At 56.0% G+C, this 15,145-nt stretch carries 13 protein-coding genes; 6 read left to right on the forward strand and 7 right to left on the reverse strand.

Going from position 1 to position 15,145, the window contains the following annotated elements:
- The first annotated feature begins 41 nt into the window (after positions 1-41).
- Positions 42-1,850, forward strand: a complete 1,809-nt coding sequence (gene lepA / locus LKE53_09735; protein ID MCH3973019.1) for a translation elongation factor 4 — start codon at positions 42-44, stop codon at positions 1,848-1,850.
- Positions 1,851-2,140: 290 nt separating this feature from the next.
- Here the strand turns inward: lepA and LKE53_09740 are convergent, their stop codons facing one another.
- Positions 2,141-2,836, reverse strand: a complete 696-nt coding sequence (locus LKE53_09740) for a hypothetical protein (GenBank protein ID MCH3973020.1) — start codon at positions 2,834-2,836, stop codon at positions 2,141-2,143.
- Positions 2,833-3,114: a hypothetical protein gene (locus LKE53_09745; protein ID MCH3973021.1), complete on the reverse strand. Its 282-nt coding sequence runs from the start codon at positions 3,112-3,114 to the stop codon at positions 2,833-2,835. The genes LKE53_09740 and LKE53_09745 overlap by 4 nt, the downstream gene beginning before the upstream one ends.
- A 93-nt stretch (positions 3,115-3,207) precedes the next feature.
- On the opposite strand from LKE53_09745, the gene LKE53_09750 reads away from it, so the two are divergent.
- Positions 3,208-4,275, forward strand: a complete 1,068-nt coding sequence (locus tag LKE53_09750) for a stage II sporulation protein P (GenBank protein MCH3973022.1) — start codon at positions 3,208-3,210, stop codon at positions 4,273-4,275.
- Between the two features lie 5 nt (positions 4,276-4,280).
- On the opposite strand, the gene gpr is transcribed toward LKE53_09750, so the two are convergent.
- Positions 4,281-5,078: a GPR endopeptidase gene (gene gpr, locus LKE53_09755; GenBank protein ID MCH3973023.1), complete on the reverse strand. Its 798-nt coding sequence runs from the start codon at positions 5,076-5,078 to the stop codon at positions 4,281-4,283.
- A gap of 164 nt (positions 5,079-5,242) precedes the next feature.
- On the opposite strand from gpr, the gene rpsT reads away from it, so the two are divergent.
- Positions 5,243-5,503 carry a 30S ribosomal protein S20 gene (rpsT, locus tag LKE53_09760; protein ID MCH3973024.1) on the forward strand — a complete coding sequence of 87 codons (261 nt, stop codon included), beginning with the start codon at positions 5,243-5,245 and terminating at the stop codon, positions 5,501-5,503.
- Positions 5,504-5,650: 147 nt separating this feature from the next.
- Positions 5,651-5,803 (forward strand): hypothetical protein, encoded by a 153-nt coding sequence (locus LKE53_09765; protein ID MCH3973025.1) that lies wholly within the window; start codon positions 5,651-5,653, stop codon positions 5,801-5,803.
- Positions 5,804-5,863: 60 nt separating this feature from the next.
- Here LKE53_09765 and spoVAE read toward each other — a convergent pair whose 3' ends face one another.
- Positions 5,864-6,220, reverse strand: a complete 357-nt coding sequence (gene spoVAE, locus LKE53_09770; GenBank protein MCH3973026.1) for a stage V sporulation protein AE — start codon at positions 6,218-6,220, stop codon at positions 5,864-5,866.
- A 181-nt stretch (positions 6,221-6,401) separates the two neighbouring features.
- Here spoVAE and LKE53_09775 point away from each other — a divergent pair, with 181 nt between their 5' ends.
- On the forward strand, positions 6,402-7,745 hold the full coding sequence (locus LKE53_09775; GenBank protein MCH3973027.1) for an MATE family efflux transporter: 1,344 nt from the start codon (positions 6,402-6,404) through the stop codon (positions 7,743-7,745).
- A 339-nt stretch (positions 7,746-8,084) separates the two neighbouring features.
- On the opposite strand, the gene argH is transcribed toward LKE53_09775, so the two are convergent.
- Positions 8,085-9,467 carry an argininosuccinate lyase gene (gene argH / locus LKE53_09780; GenBank protein MCH3973028.1) on the reverse strand — a complete coding sequence of 461 codons (1,383 nt, stop codon included), beginning with the start codon at positions 9,465-9,467 and terminating at the stop codon, positions 8,085-8,087.
- A 205-nt stretch (positions 9,468-9,672) separates the two neighbouring features.
- On the opposite strand from argH, the gene LKE53_09785 reads away from it, so the two are divergent.
- Positions 9,673-11,673, forward strand: a complete 2,001-nt coding sequence (locus tag LKE53_09785; protein MCH3973029.1) for a fructose-specific PTS transporter subunit EIIC — start codon at positions 9,673-9,675, stop codon at positions 11,671-11,673.
- Between the two features lie 327 nt (positions 11,674-12,000).
- Here the strand turns inward: LKE53_09785 and LKE53_09790 are convergent, their stop codons facing one another.
- Entirely contained in the window at positions 12,001-13,524 is a 1,524-nt protein-coding gene (locus tag LKE53_09790) for a DUF4340 domain-containing protein (protein ID MCH3973030.1), read from the reverse strand.
- The gene (locus LKE53_09795) at positions 13,524-15,143 is read right to left on the reverse strand and encodes a GldG family protein (GenBank protein ID MCH3973031.1); all 1,620 of its coding nucleotides are present in this window, start codon (positions 15,141-15,143) and stop codon (positions 13,524-13,526) included. Before LKE53_09795 ends, LKE53_09790 begins: the two co-directional genes overlap by 1 nt.
- Positions 15,144-15,145 lie beyond the last annotated feature (2 nt).

Genomic DNA, 15,145 nt, shown 5'->3' on the forward strand with positions numbered 1-15,145 from the left:
AAAAAACCGCAACCGAACTTTCCGGGGAAGGGGCAGTCGCTTTGAAGATTCCACGCGAACGTATCCGCAATTTCAGCATTATTGCACACATCGACCACGGCAAGTCAACCCTGGCCGACCGCATTTTAGAGCAGACCAAGTCCGTGCCGCTGCGCGAAATGGAAAACCAGATTCTGGACGACATGGATTTGGAGCGGGAGCACGGCATTACCATAAAAGCCCGCGCCGTCACGCTGGTGTACACCGCAAAAGATGGGCTGGACTATGTCTTTAACTTAATCGACACCCCCGGCCACGTGGACTTTAACTATGAAGTCAGCCGCTCTCTTGCCGCGTGCGAGGGTGCCGTGCTGGTAGTGGACGCTACCCAGGGTATCGAGGCTCAGACTTTGGCCAACACCTACCTTGCTGTGGACGCCGGGCTGGAGATTGTGCCCGTTATCAACAAAATCGACCTGCCCAGTGCCGACCCCGACCGCGTCAAGAAAGAAATTGAGGACGTTATCGGCATTCCCGCGCAGGACGCCCCCTGCATCAGCGCAAAAACCGGCCAGAACGTGCCCGACGTGATGGAACAGATTGTGGCGCTGGTGCCCCCGCCGCAAGGCGATGCTTCCGCGCCGCTGCAGGCGCTGATTTTCGATTCGTATTACGATGCTTACCGCGGGGTCGTGGCACACGTGCGGCTGAAAAACGGCACGGTCAAAACCGGCGACGTAATTCACATGATGGCCACCGGCTGCGACTTTACAGTTGTAGAGTGCGGCTACATGCGGGCCACTTCATTTGAGCCCTCTGGTGTACTGGAGGCGGGCGAGGTCGGGTACATTACGGCCTCTATTAAAGAAGTAAAGGAAGCCCGCGTGGGCGACACCATTACCTTGCGCGACCGCCCCGCCAAAGAGGCCCTGCCCGGCTACCGCGCGGCCCAGCCGATGGTTTTCTGCGGCATTTATCCAGCGGACGGCGCAAAGTACCCCGACCTGCGCGATGCGCTTGAGAAGCTGCAGCTCAACGATGCGGCACTTTCGTTTGAGCCAGAGACCAGCGTGGCGCTTGGCTTTGGTTTTCGCTGCGGCTTTTTGGGGCTTCTGCACATGGAGATTGTACAGGAGCGCCTGGAGCGCGAGTATCATCTGGACTTAATCACCACCGCGCCCAGCGTGGTGTACGAGCTGACCCTGACGGACGGCACGGTAAAACGAATTGACAACCCGACCAACTACCCCGACCCCTCTACCATTGCCGAGGCGCGCGAGCCGATTGCCGACGCGCATATTTACGCGCCCAGCCAGTACGTTGGCAACATCATGGAGCTCTGCCAAGAGCGCCGCGGCGAGTTTTTGGATATGCAGTATATCGACACCGACCGAGTCGATATTCATTATCATCTGCCGCTCAACGAAATTGTGTATGACTTTTTTGATGCACTCAAGAGCCGCACCCGCGGCTACGCAAGCTTTGACTACGAGCTGATGGGCTACCAGAAAAGCGACCTTGTAAAGCTTGATATTTTGATTAACGGCGAAACCGTGGACGCGTTAAGCTTTATTATCCACGCGGACAAAGCCTACGCCCGCGCCCGCAAAATGGCCGAAAAACTGAAAGAGAAAATCCCGCGCCAGCTGTTTGAGGTGCCGATTCAGGCCTGTGTGGGCGGGCGGATTATTGCGCGCGAAACTGTAAAGGCCCTGCGCAAAGATGTGCTTGCCAAGTGCTACGGCGGCGATATCACCCGCAAAAAGAAGCTGCTGGAAAAACAGAAAGAAGGCAAAAAGCGCATGCGGAAAGTCGGCTCGGTCGAGCTGCCGCAGGACGCTTTCCTCGCTGTCCTGAAGCTGGACGAATGACTTTCTTTTTCGTTCTCTCGCACGTTGGACGGTGCTAGGCCGCTACCGCCCGCAGGGCGAATAAGCGGGCTGAGGGCGGCTTTCAGCGCAAAAAACCTGCGGTCTTTCTTTAAGGGCCGGCCGGGCAGCCCTTGCCAGTCTTTGCCTCCTTTCTGCTGGACAGAAAAAGGTCTTGGGGCGACGGAAAGTACCGCCTGCAAACAAAATCCGTGGTTTTTCTTTGCTTTCTTTTTTCCCCAAAAAGGAAGAGCCGCGGACCCTTTTTTACGGGGCCCGCGGCTCTTTTCTGCTTATTTTAAATGGCTGAAATCATTTTTATAGTATTTGTCGTCCAGCAAATGCTTCTTTTTCCCGACCCGGTTGGGGTTATGCTGATGAAACGCAACAACATCGGCCTTGCTCCGCCTGCGGTTGCGCCGCAGCACCAGCACCACGGCAACGACCGCCGCAGCCACCAGCGCCCACAGCGCAATGCCGGTGCCGTCTATGGCGGTGTCGCGGCCAGTGGTCTGCACCGGGTTCGCAAACGGATTTTCCTCCGACACGCTGTTGATACTCGGCAGCGAAATACCACCCACCGCCTTTGAGGAAGAGGACACCTTTTTTGAGGAAGCAGAAGAAGAGCTGGCTCTTTTTGACGATGATACAGCAGCCGCTGTGTGGGAAACCGTCCTTTGCGACGACACGGCCGCACTGGACGTATCATATGTATACGCCTTTGTTGATGCCCGCGAAGACCGCTTTTTGCTAGAGCTGCTGCGGGAAGAGCTGCTTTTCCTGCTGCTCGAGGGGGTAAACTTCTTTGAGGAAGTCACCTTTGAAAGAGCGCTTGAGGGTTGTTTAGAGCTTATTGTCTGCGAGCTCTGGACCGACGAGGTGCCCGCCGCCCACACCGGCAGCAAAGACGTGCAGCACACCGCCGCCGCGCACAGCAGCACAGCGGCACAAAAAAGAAACCGGTTTCGTTTTTCTTTACAACACTTCACAGGCAGTCCTCCAGCGCTTCAGGGCAAATCATTTTTACAAATTGATTATACCATACATCTGTTATTTTACAAATCGGTTTCTCACATACAAGCGCCGGGCGCAGGCTGCTCTCATAAAGCGTTTCGCCATCTTTAAAGGCGGTATGCCTGCAAATCACATCTGCCGCGCCCAGCCCCGCCAGCAGGGAAAAAGCCGCCAAGCCACTGACAAAAGCTGTCCAAAACACGCGCTTCTGTCCGCCGGTCAGGCGTTTTTTTACGCCGCACTGCAGTTTCATCTTTGTGCCCCCTCATATCCGGCAGAATTTTTCCATAAGATTTATTATACTGAATTTCTGTACGGGATTTTAAAAGAATCGGGGGAACCGCTGATGAACGAAAAAGGAAAAGCAGCGTGTGCTGTCCTGCTGATGGCGGCGGCGTGCTTCTGCGCAGTGCTGCGCCTGCCGGCATTTTCTGCCCAGCAGAGCGCCCTGGCTGCCGCGAAGTTCATCCTGCCCACCGGCGCCATGCAGACACAGCAGAGCAGCACGGCCAGCTCCGCGGTTTCTTCCGCGGCGGCTCCCCCCTCCGCCGCGGCCTCCCGCGCTGCCTCTTCACAGGCCTCTTCTGCAGCTCAAAGCACCATTTCCCTGCCTTCCGGCAGGCTGACAACCCAAAAGCTGCCCGGCAAAGAACTGGGCGGCGGCATTTATGAAACCGATCTTTCCGACAGCGGCGAAAGTGCCTGCGGCATTCACTACAAAAACGCCAACCAAAACCACAAGCTCGACGTTGCCTCGGTCCTGAAAGAGCGCCCGCCCCTGAAAATCAAAACAGACGGCACCCCCATGGTGCTGATTTACCACACCCATACAACAGAAGCCTATGCCGGCGTCACCCGCACCCGCGACGCCAGCAAAAGCGTAGTCGCCGTGGGCGAGGCACTTGCCAAAAGCCTGCGCGCCGCCGGCATTGGCGCGGTGCACGACACCACCATTCACGACGACCCTGCCTTTAACGGCAGCTACACCCGCAGCGCCGAAACCATGCGGAAAAATCTTTCCAAATATCCAAGTATCCAGGTCACCATCGACGTGCACCGCGACACCATGACCAGCCAAAGCGGCACCCGCTACAAACCGACGGTCCTGGTAAACGGCAGGCGTGCCTGCCAAATCATGATTATTTCCGGCTGCGACGACAACGGCACGCTTGATTTCCCCGGCTGGGAGCAGAACCTGCGTCTGGCGGTGCGCCTGCAGAAAAGTGCCGCCGACCTGTGCCCCCACCTGATGCGCCCGCTGTCTTTCGGCCCGACCCGCTACAACGAGCAGATCACCCCCGGCTCTCTGCTTGCAGAATTCGGTACCGAAGTCAACTCCTTAGACGAGGCGACCTATTCCGGCGCGCTTTTTGGCAAAGTGCTTGCACAGCAGCTGAAAACCCTCGCGGGATAGGCGCTTTATGCGCCGGTCAGCTGCTCATAGGTTTCCGGCTCCAGCGCTGGGTTGAGCGCGCAGTTGACCGCAAGCGACAGCAGATGCGCCGCCCGCGCCACCAAGCTGTCGATTCCGCGCGGTGTCACCATCATCTGCGCTGCGCCCGGCACCGACTGCGCACACAAATCGCTGCACAGCGTCGCAGCGTCCACCACCGTGGGCACGCCCACCCCTATCACTGGCACCCCCAGCGTCTTTTCGCACAGAGAGGGCCGGTCGTTGCCAATGCCAGAGCCCGGCGAAATGCCGCCGTCGCTCAGCTGCACGGTTTTGCCCAGCCGGTACAGCCGCCCGGCTGCTAAGGCATCCACCGCCACCAAAGCCGCGGGGTGCAGCCCTTTTATCAGCGTATGCAGCAGCTCGGCAGTCTCAATTCCGGTTGTCCCCAGCACGCCCGGTTTTACCACCGACACACTGCGCAGACCCGAAAGCCCCGCTTCGGCGCCGATATGCCCGCGCACGTGCCGCGTGGCCAGCACACGGTCGGCGCAAAGCGGCCCTAGTGCGTCCGGCGTGACCTGCGGATTGCCAAGACCCGCCACCAGCACCTCGCCTTCTTTGGGCAAAAGGGCCGCCAGTTCCTGTGAAAGCAGGCTGCGCAGCTTACCGTCGCCGTCTGCTGTGCCGGTAATCTGGGGGGCCTCTACAGTAATATAATGAATTCCGTTTTCTTCCATACGGCTCACCTGCAGGCCGTTTACAGTCTCTTTTGCGGACTTTGTTTCGGCGCGCTCCAGCGCAAGGTCAGTGCGGTAACCCAAGGGCGGTCTCTCCTTTATTTCTGGTTTCCTTTTCAGTATCCCCCGCAAAAGCGCAAAAAAACGTGCCGCGGCCGGCCGATTTATTTTGCAAAAAAGCTTGCTTTTACACGCAAAAAATGCTAGTATGATTAGTACGTGACGACTATTGAAAAGGAGGTGTGACCATGCCAAATATTAAATCCGCCAAAAAGCGCGTAAAGGTCATTGCTACCAAAGCCGCACACAACAAAGCAATCAACACCGGCCTGAAAACCGATATTAAAAGAGCTTCCGCTGCTGTCGGGGCAAATGCCGACAATAAAGCAGAGGCAGTGCGCGTTGCCGTAAAGGCAATCGACCATGCTGCTGCAAAGGGCATCATCAAAAAGAATGCTGCCGCCAGAAAGAAGAGTTCTTTGGCCCGCCAGCTCAACGCTGCCGGCTAAGTTCCCTTTCCGGTTTTGTGCAAGGCAGGGCAGAAATGGCCCTGCTTTTTTTATTCCCTGCGCCCCGCCGCAGCTTGACATTTTGGCACGATTCGGGTATGATAGATTATAGTATTCTATCGGAATTTTACAGATGGAGGTGCTCGCATGAAAAATAAAAGCAGCTTTACGGTGTTTTTGTCCATTGTCTCCGCTTTAGCGGCTATTGCCGCGGCAATTATTGCGGCCACCCTTTACTTTGAAAAAAAGCGCAAGGATGAAGAAGAACTGGAGCACTATCTGGACTGCTCTATTCAGTAAACACCGTATCAAAAAGACAAACGCGGGCGGGCCTTTTTTAAGGCCCGCCCGTTTTCTGTGCTAACTTTTGTCGCCCGGCCGCGCTAAAAGCGCCGCCAGGTACCCAAAGGCCACCGCCGCCGCAACGCCGCCCGCCGCCGCGGCCAGCCCGCCGGTAAAAATGCCCAGTGCACCCAGGTTCTTTACCGCTTCTTTTGTCCCCTTTGCCAAAAGATAGCCAAAGCCGGTCAAGGGCACCGTGGCGCCCGCGCCGGCCCACTCGACCAGCGGCCCGTAAAGGCCCACCGCGCCCAGCACCACGCCGGCCGTGACAAAGCTCACCAAAATGCGCGCCGGGGTCAGCTTGGTCAGGTCCATCAGCAGCTGCCCCACCACGCAGATGACACCGCCCACCAAAAATGCCCGCAGGATATCCAATTCTGTCACCTCATTTTTACTTTCACAGGCTTAGCCTTGCCCGCGGCATAAAAAATATACGAAATATTGAAAAAGCCCTTGACAGACCCCTCCCCCTTTGTATTAGTATAGAACCACTGTTTTTATTCTTTTGCCCTGCTTTCTGCAGGGCCTATTTTTATGAGGAAAGGAAACCACCACCTTGACCAAAGATTTAACACACGGCAGCCCTGCCAAATTGATTTTCTTTTTCACCATTCCGCTGCTTATTGGCAACCTGTTTCAGCAGTTTTACAACATGGCTGATACGCTGATTGTGGGGCGTACGCTTGGCGTTGATGCGCTCGCAGGCGTTGGCTGCACCGGCGGCATCTCGTTTCTGATCCTCGGTTTTGCAGAGGGCATCACGGCCGGCCTTTCCATTTTAACGGCGCAGCGCTTTGGTGCAGGCGACAACGACGGCGTGCGCCGCTGTTTTGCCGCCGGCCTACTGATTTCCGCGGGCACAACGCTTCTATTGACGCTGCTCGGCGTATGTTTTGCACGCCAAATGCTGCTTTGGATGAATACGCCGGCCAAAATTCTTCCGTATGCCTACAGCTACATCATCATTATTATGGGCGGCATTGTGGCCTCTATGCTGTTCAACCTGCTCTCTAACACCCTGCGCGCGCTGGGCGACAGCCGCACCCCGCTCTTGTTTCTGGTCATCGCGTGCGTGGTCAATATTGTGCTGGATCTGGTGTTTATCTGCGTCTTTCACTGGGGCGTGGCGGGCGCGGCAGCGGCCACGGTCACTTCGCAGCTGATCTCCTGTGTATGCTGCCTTGTTTTCATCGTAAAAAAGTTCCCTGTTCTGCGCCTGCACCGGCAGGATTTTCACCTTTCCGGGTGGGAATTTGCCGCGCACATGCGTCTGGCGTTCCCCATGGGGTTTCAGAGCAGCATTATCGCCCTGGGTACCCTGTTCCTGCAGACCGCGCTCAACGGCCTGGGCGCTACCGCCGTGGCCAGCTACACGGCCGCCTGCCGAGTGGACCAGTTCTCGGTGCAGCCCATGATGTCTTTCGGCATGACCATGGCTACATACTCCGCTCAAAACTACGGCGCGGGCAAATTTGACCGTATCCGCACCGGGGTGCGGCAGTGCCTTTTGATTTCGGTCTCTTTCAGTATTGCCATGGCGTTTGTCAACATTCTTTTCGGCAAATCCCTGGTGCGCCTGTTTGTCGGCAGCGCCGAAAATGTCGTAAACTTAGCGCATGTTTATCTGGTTATCAACAGTGCCTGCTACTTTATTCTGGCTATCCTGTTTATCATCCGCTACACCCTGCAGGGCCTCGGAAAAAGCTTTGTGCCAACTTTCGCGGGTGTTATGGAGCTGGTCATGCGCACCATTGCGGCGCTGGCGCTGGTCGGGCCGTTTGGCTTTGCGGGGGCATCGGCCTCTAACCCGCTGGCGTGGATTGGCAGCTGCGTGCCGCTGTGCATCGCTTATGTCTTGATTATGCGTCGCCTGCCAAAGGGGCAGGACGCAGCAGACTAGACATAAACCTCTTTTTCATAAGGAATGTATAAAGAAAAGCTGTGGAATTTTTGTTTTCCACAGCTTTTTGCTATTTTTACGAAAAGAGTTATATTATTCTTTTGTAAATAAGACAGAGCTTCCGGTATGGGAAACTTATTTCGCAAAGAAAATCATCAAGAAAGCTTTGTCTGCTGGGAATATTCTACCGGAATGTTCCCGACTCGCACCAGAAACAGACTCCCCACTTGGGCTTGCATCCCAAACCTGCTTTGCAGAAAAAGGTCTTGGGGCGCCGCCTGCAAACAAAATCCGTGGTTTTTCTTTGCCTTCTTTCTTTTTTCCTAAAAAGGAAGAAGGTCAGTCTGCCGCTTTCAAATATGCTTCTGCCTCTGCGATTTCATCTGCCATAGCCTGCGTGCCAGGGGCACCGGTGGTGTTGCGCTTTTCGACACAGGTTGTCAGGCTGATTGCCTCATAGATATCCGGGCCAAAGACCGGGCTTTCTTTCTGGAATTCCTCCAGCGTAAAGTCATCCAGCGCTTTTTGGTGCTGAATACCGTAAAGCACCAGCCGCCCCACAATGCCGTGTGCGTCACGAAACGGCACCCCGTGCTTCACCAGGTAATCGGCCGCATCGGTCGCGTTGGTAAAGCCGTGGCGGGCACTGTCGGCCATGCGGTCTTTGCGGAAGCGCATGGTGCGCAGCATGTCGGCAAACAGCCGCACGCAGCCCTTGACCGTATCAATCGCGTCAAACGAAAGCTCTTTATCCTCCTGCATATCTTTGTCATACGCAAGCGGAATACCCTTCATGGTCGTCATCAGCGACGCCAGCGCCCCATAGACCCGGCCGGTCTTGCCACGCACCAGTTCGGCAATATCCGGATTCTTTTTCTGCGGCATAATGCTGCTGCCGGTGCTGTAGCGGTCGTCGATTTCGACAAATTGGTATTCATTAGAGTTCCACAGAATGACTTCTTCGCAAAAGCGGCTTAAATGCATCATGATTACAGACAATGCAGAAAGGAATTCCAGCAGATAGTCGCGGTCAGAGACCGAGTCCATGCTGTTGCGGGTCGGCCCGTCAAAGCCAAGCAGAGAGGCCACACAGGCGCGGTCGAGCGGATAGGTCGTGCCGGCCAGGGCGCCTGCCCCCAGCGGGCACAGGTTCAGCCGCTTTTTGGTGTCTGCCAGGCGGCCGCGGTCGCGCCGGAACATCTCAAAGTAGGCGCCCAGGTGATGCGCCAGCGTGGTTGGCTGTGCTTTCTGCAGGTGGGTAAAGCCCGGCATAAACGTTTCTGTATTTTCTTTCATCAGCTTTAAAATCGTTTCCAGCAGTTCTTTGAGCTCGGTGTCGATATTGCCGATTTCATCGCGCACATACAGCTTCATATCCAGCGCAACCTGGTCGTTGCGGCTGCGGCCGGTGTGCAGCTTTTTGCCGGTGTCGCCAATGCGGTCAATCAGGTTTGCCTCGACAAAGCTGTGCACGTCCTCGTACTCGTCGGTCATCTGCAGCCGGCCGCTCTGTGCATCCGCCAAAATGCCCTGCAGACCGGCTAAAATATCGTCACACTCTTTTTGTGTCAAAATGCCCTGTTTTGCCAGCATTTTCACGTGCGCGCAGCTGCCCGCTATGTCCTGCGGCAGCAGGCGGCGGTCAAAGGAAAAGGATGCGTTGAACTGATAGGCGAGCTTGTCTGTTTCGCGGGTAAATCTGCCGCCCCATAACTGTGCCATTGCTGTACCTGCTTTCCTGTCAGAAAGGATTGGCGCCCAAAGGGCTTCCTTTCTGTATTTTTTGTGCATTTTGATATATATAAAGATGACAAAATTGTACCACGAATTTCGTGAAAATGCAATTTGCGGATTGATTGACCTTTGGTTCTTTTCATGCTATCCTCAATGTATAAAACCTGCTATATTTAGAAAGGAGCAAGCCCCCATGCACATACAGGACCTGCTGAGTCCGGCGGCGTGCAGTCTTTTTGCATCTGTCAACAGCAAACAGGCCGCAATGGAGCAGCTGATCTGCCTGATGGCGCGCACCGGCTGCATAAACGACATCGCCGCGTTCCGTAAAAATGTACTGGAGCGCGAGGCTTCGGTTTCTACCGGCTGCGACGGTCTAGCCATTCCGCACGGCCGCTGTGCGGCGGTCACGCGCCCGGCGCTGGCGGTCATGCGCGTTGCTGCGGGCTGCCCTTTTAATGCGCTGGACCACAAGCCGGTCTATCTTTTCTTTATGATTGCCGCACCAAATGCAAGCACCCACATGCAGCTGTTAAGCCGCCTGGCCGAGCTGCTTCTGGACAAATCCCTTATACAAAAACTGATGACCGCACCGGATTTTTCCGCTTTCTGCAGCGCCCTGACTCAAGCAGAAGAAGAAACCGAGGCCGACCGGGGCGCCCCTGCACCAAAAGCGGGCGGCCGCTACACCGCGGTTGCCGTGACCGCCTGCCCCCTGGGCATTGCGCACACCTACACGGCAAAGCGCAGCCTGTACCAGGCCGCGGAAGAAATGGGCATTACGCTGAAAGTAGAAACCCACGGTGCCAGCGGCGTACAAGACCAGCTTACGGAAGCGGAAATTGCCGGCTGCAGCGGGGTCATTGTGGCAGCGGACCGTGCACTGGATCTTTCGCGCTTTGCGGGAAAGCCGCTGCTGCGGGTCCCCGTGTCGGACGGCATCAGCCGCCCGCGTCAGCTGCTGGAGTGTGCCGCCGCGGGCAAAGCGCCTGTCTACCGCCCCGAAAAAGCCCTTTCGTCTTCTCTTCCTTCTTACAAAAATATTGGGCACTGGCTTTACAGCGTCCTGATGAGCGGTGTTTCCCACATGCTGCCCTTTGTCACCTGCGGCGGCGTGCTGACCGCTCTGGCTTTTTTACTCGACAGCTTTCTGGCGCCCGGCGCCGGACAGATTGGCACCAACACGGCCGCCGGCAGCTTTTGCCGCCTGCTGGGGCAGGCCGCGCTGAATTTAATGTTTCCGGTACTTGCCGCGTACATCTCCATTGCCATTGCGGACAGGCCCGGGTTGGTGCCGGGCCTTATCAGCGGGTGGCTCGCCTCGTACGGCTACTGTTTTCAGGGCGGCCGGCTGGTCAGCACCCAGACCGCGGGGCAAATTGTCTCAAGCTCCGGCTTTATCGGGGTAATTGCCGCCGGTTTTGCCAGCGGACTGGTCGTCTTGGGGATTAAAAGAATCAGCTGCCACCTGCCCGCCATTGTCGACAGCCTGCGGCCTATGCTGCTCTACCCGCTTCTCGGCACGGCCGGGGCGGGGGCAGTCTGTCTATTTCTGATGAATCCGCTGTTTTCTCAGCTGAACCACTGGGCAAATTTCCTGCTTTCGCTGCTGAATGCGGGCATTCACCCCGCAATCGATATCTGGATTGGGGCACTGCTCGCATGTATGATGGCCGTCGACCTCGGCGGCCCTATCAACAAGGCCGCCTACCTTTTTGGCACGGCCGCCCTGATTGTCAACGGCAGCGTGGTACCCAGCAGCATTATGGCTGCCGTAATGGCGGGCGGCATGGTGCCGCCTTTGGTACTGGCCTTTTCCACTACTTTTTTCCCGAAACTGTTTTCTCCAAAAGAGCGCCAGCTGCGCCTTTCCTCGTATCTCACTGGCGTCTGTTTCCTGACCGAGGGCGCCATTCCCTTTGCTGCGGCAGACCCGGTGCGGGTGCTGCCCTCCTGCATTGCGGGGTCGGCCTGTGCTGGTGCGCTGACTATGCTGTTTCGCTGCCGTCTTTCCGCACCCTACGGCGGCATTTTCGTGGTGCCGCTCATGCAAAACGGCCTGTTGTTTTTGGCTGCCGTGGCGGTGGGCAGCTTTGCCGGCATGTTTCTGCTGGTTTTTCTCAAGCACCGCCGCATTCCCGGTTTCTTGCCGTCTGTGCTTTCTGCTGTAAAACCTATGCAAAACCTAAAGTAAAGAAAATCATCAAGAAAGCTTTGTCTGCTGGGGCCATTCCACTGGAATGGTCCCGACCTGCGTTAGGGACAGACTCCCTACTTGGGCTTGCAGCCCAAACCTGCTTTACAGAAAAAGGTCTTGGGGCGCCGCCCCAAACCCCGCCCGCTTTCTGAGAAAGCGGTAGAAAGCAGGGTAAGACAGCCAGACGGGCGGGGCAAGCACCGCCTGCAAACAAAATCTATGGTTTTTCTTTGCCTTTTTTTCTCCAAAAAGAAAGAACCGCGAACCCTTTTTACGGGGCACGCGGCTCTTTTTTGTCTTGCTTTTCTTCTGTTGTTTCCTTGATTATTGAATTGCTTTTGCAGCCGTCGCCAGTGCATCCACATCACTGCTGCTCACAAGGCCCAGCGTCGTGCCGTCTGCTGTAACCAGATAGCGCCGGTCGCCGGAAGTGTAGAACTGGTAGGTATGGTGCACTTTCGAGTCAAAACCGGTCAGCGTCAATGTCCATGCGGGCGTGCCTGTCGGCTTTGCGGTGCTGTCTTCCAGCACTTTGAGCGCGGCAGCTTTGGTAAAGAATGTAGAATACGCGGTTTCACCGGAAATCTTTTTGCCGTTAGCCTGAACGGTGTAAGTATAGGCGGTGTTGTCCTCTGTCGAGGAGCTCGCATTCTTTGCGCGCGTGATGACCAGATTGTAGCTTGCGCTGCTGCTCTTGAGCGTAACGCCGGCTATTTCAGTCTGTGTATTTTCCAGGATTGTCGTCCGCTGCAGGTCAAAGGCCTTTTGTGTCAGCCAGGAAAGGCTGCTGCTCTCTACCAGGTAAGCGACACGGCCGCCTTTCATCATCACATAGTAGCCGCCGCTGCTCTCCTGCCCGCCGATCAGCAGCGTGCCGCTGCCGGAAGTGGAGGTATAGGAAAGTGTACAGGCCGGATTTGTCAGCCCGTAGGTTTTCAGCTGCGCCGCGGTCGGGTCCAGTGCCACTGCACTGGAGGCGCTGACCGCCGAGGCCGCACTGGCAAGGATCTCTACCTTGTCGCCATCGGCGGGGCGGTTATTTACGCTCCAGCTGCTGCCGGAACGAACCAGCGAAAAACTTCCATTCTGATTTTTTACATCAATTTTACTGAAAGCCATGGCCACCGCTGAGGATTCCGACGAAGTGGAAGAATCGGAAGACGTGGAGGAAGAAGCCGGCGCCGAGATACTGGTCACCTGTGTGGAAAGGTAAGCTGGCAGACCCTTTAAGAGGGTATCGGAAATGCTCGCGGCGTAGACGCTGTCGCTGTCTTTCAGTTTCACGTACCGCGCGGAAGTATCCAGCGGGGTTTCATTGCCGACCAACAGCGTTATGGTTTTTCCGCTTTTAAAGGTGCTGGTAATGGTTATGGTCGGGTTTTCCAGCCCATACGCCGCAAGGGAACTCGCCGCTGTACCGATATTTTTAATTGCAGAAAGGCTGTAGCCGTCCTGCACCGCGGTGCTGACGGTATCGGCTGAGGTCGACACCCCGGAAAGCTCCTGAATCTTAAAAACAGTTTTCGCCGATGCACTGGAGGCCGCGCTGCTTGCCGCAGAAGACCCCGCCGAGGCAGCCGCCGCTTTTGCAGAGGCGGCCGACTCACTGGCAGCCTTTGCCGTAGCCGCCGCGTCCGGCACAAAAGTATAGGTGCCGGTGCTGTTTTTTACGGTCATGCTGGCAAGGTCGCTGTCTTTATAGCTGTAAAGGGAAACGGTGCTTTCCGACGAACTGGAAGAGGAAGAGCTCGTACTGCTGGAGGGGGAAAAGTGCAGCCACGCCAGCGCGCCCGCCAGGCCCGCTACACAGACCAGCAGCACGATCAGCGTCCGTTTCGGGTGCTTCATTACAGCTTCCTCCTTTTACGGTAAACCACAATGCCCGCAATAAACAGGCACAGCGGAATGATCACGGTAAATACGCCAAAGCCAAGCACCATGGCCGCCGCACTGGAAAGCTTTATATCAGAAGCATTGGTCTGTATCGGCGTCACTGTCACCGAGCCGGTGCCGCCGGTGCCGGTGATATAGCGGGCAAGGTCGGCGCTCCAGGTGCCATTTGCGTAAGTATTCGCGTTGACAATGCCGTCGGTAAAGAAGACCGCGCTGCCGCATACAGCTACGCTTGCGGTCATCTTTTTGCTGCCAGAGGTCAGGGACTTCTGCCCAATCGCCGCCACGACAGAGGCCTGCTTTGTCTTGCCGGAAGACGAGGTATCGCTGCCAGTGGTGCCCACATTATAAGAAGTGCTGCCAGACTTCATCAGCGCACTGGTCGTAACACCGGTGACCTCAGAAAGGGTCATGGTCTGGGCAATCGGCATCAGCAGGTTGCTGTAAGAAGTAGTGGATTTGTTCAGCGTGATATCGGTCTGTGCATCCGCCAAAATATAGGCCGGCTGCTCCATCACATATTTGCTTGCGTCCGACTCCATCGCCACGCTGTTCTGCAGGTTAATGCCCCATTCCTTGAGGAACGCCGAAAGCTTCGGGAACTTCGCGGGGTCAATGACATGGGCCGAGAGCAGAATGCCGCGGTCGGCCGTACTGCTGGTGGAGGAAAGGAAGGCGTCCAGTTTTTTAATTTCGCTGTCGGTGTAGTCGGTCTTTGGTGCACCGATAAACACCATCTGGGCGTTGGCCGGAATCTTGTCAGTCAAAAGGTTGACATCTTTGGTCTGGAAGTTGTTGCTGGTGCACAGTTTCTTCATAGCGCTTGCGTCCAGCTGCTCTTGGTGGCCGGTCTCAAAGGCAATGACCGGCAGGTTGTCCGAGTTGGCGTTATTTAAGCCCGCGGCCAGTGCATCGCCCACCTGGGTGTAAACCGACTGGCTGCCCGTGGTGCTGTCGCTCTGCACATCAAACAAATCTGTAGATTTGACGACATAAGACCGCTTTGCGGTTTTTACCACCACGTCGCCGGTTGTCAGGCTGTCGCTGGAGTACTGGGTCGCAAAGGTCGGGTCTTTATCCAAATCCTTATATACAACCGAAATTTTGCGGTTGCGCTCGGCCATTTTGCCGGCAAGCACACCCACCTGGCTGTACTTTACACTGTAAGAAGAGAGAATCTCGTTGTTCTTGACCTGCTCTTCTGTACCCATAATAATCAGTTGGGTGTCCTGCTTTACATTGTCCACCACTTTTTTGACACTGTCGCTCAGGGAGTTGAGGCTGCCTGCGGAAAGGTCAATATTCATGCTTGGGTAGCGGTCTGACAAAGAAGAAACCAGCACATTCACCAGCACCAGCACAACCAAACCCAGCGCGGTGACCGCGCGGGCAGCTGCACCGTGGCGGAACCGCTGTGAACGCATGCGCTGCCGCAGGGGCGGGCGGCTTTCTTTTCTTTCTTTTTTCGCTTCTTTTTCCTGTTTGCGGCGCTTTTGGGCTGCGTCTTCGGCAGCCTGTTTTTCTTTATCTTTCACGTACTCTGATTTTTGCAGGTCTGTTTTTTTATCTTTCATCT

It is taken from the genome of Oscillospiraceae bacterium (assembly GCA_022483045.1).
Lineage (GTDB): Bacteria > Bacillota > Clostridia > Oscillospirales > Acutalibacteraceae > Caproicibacterium.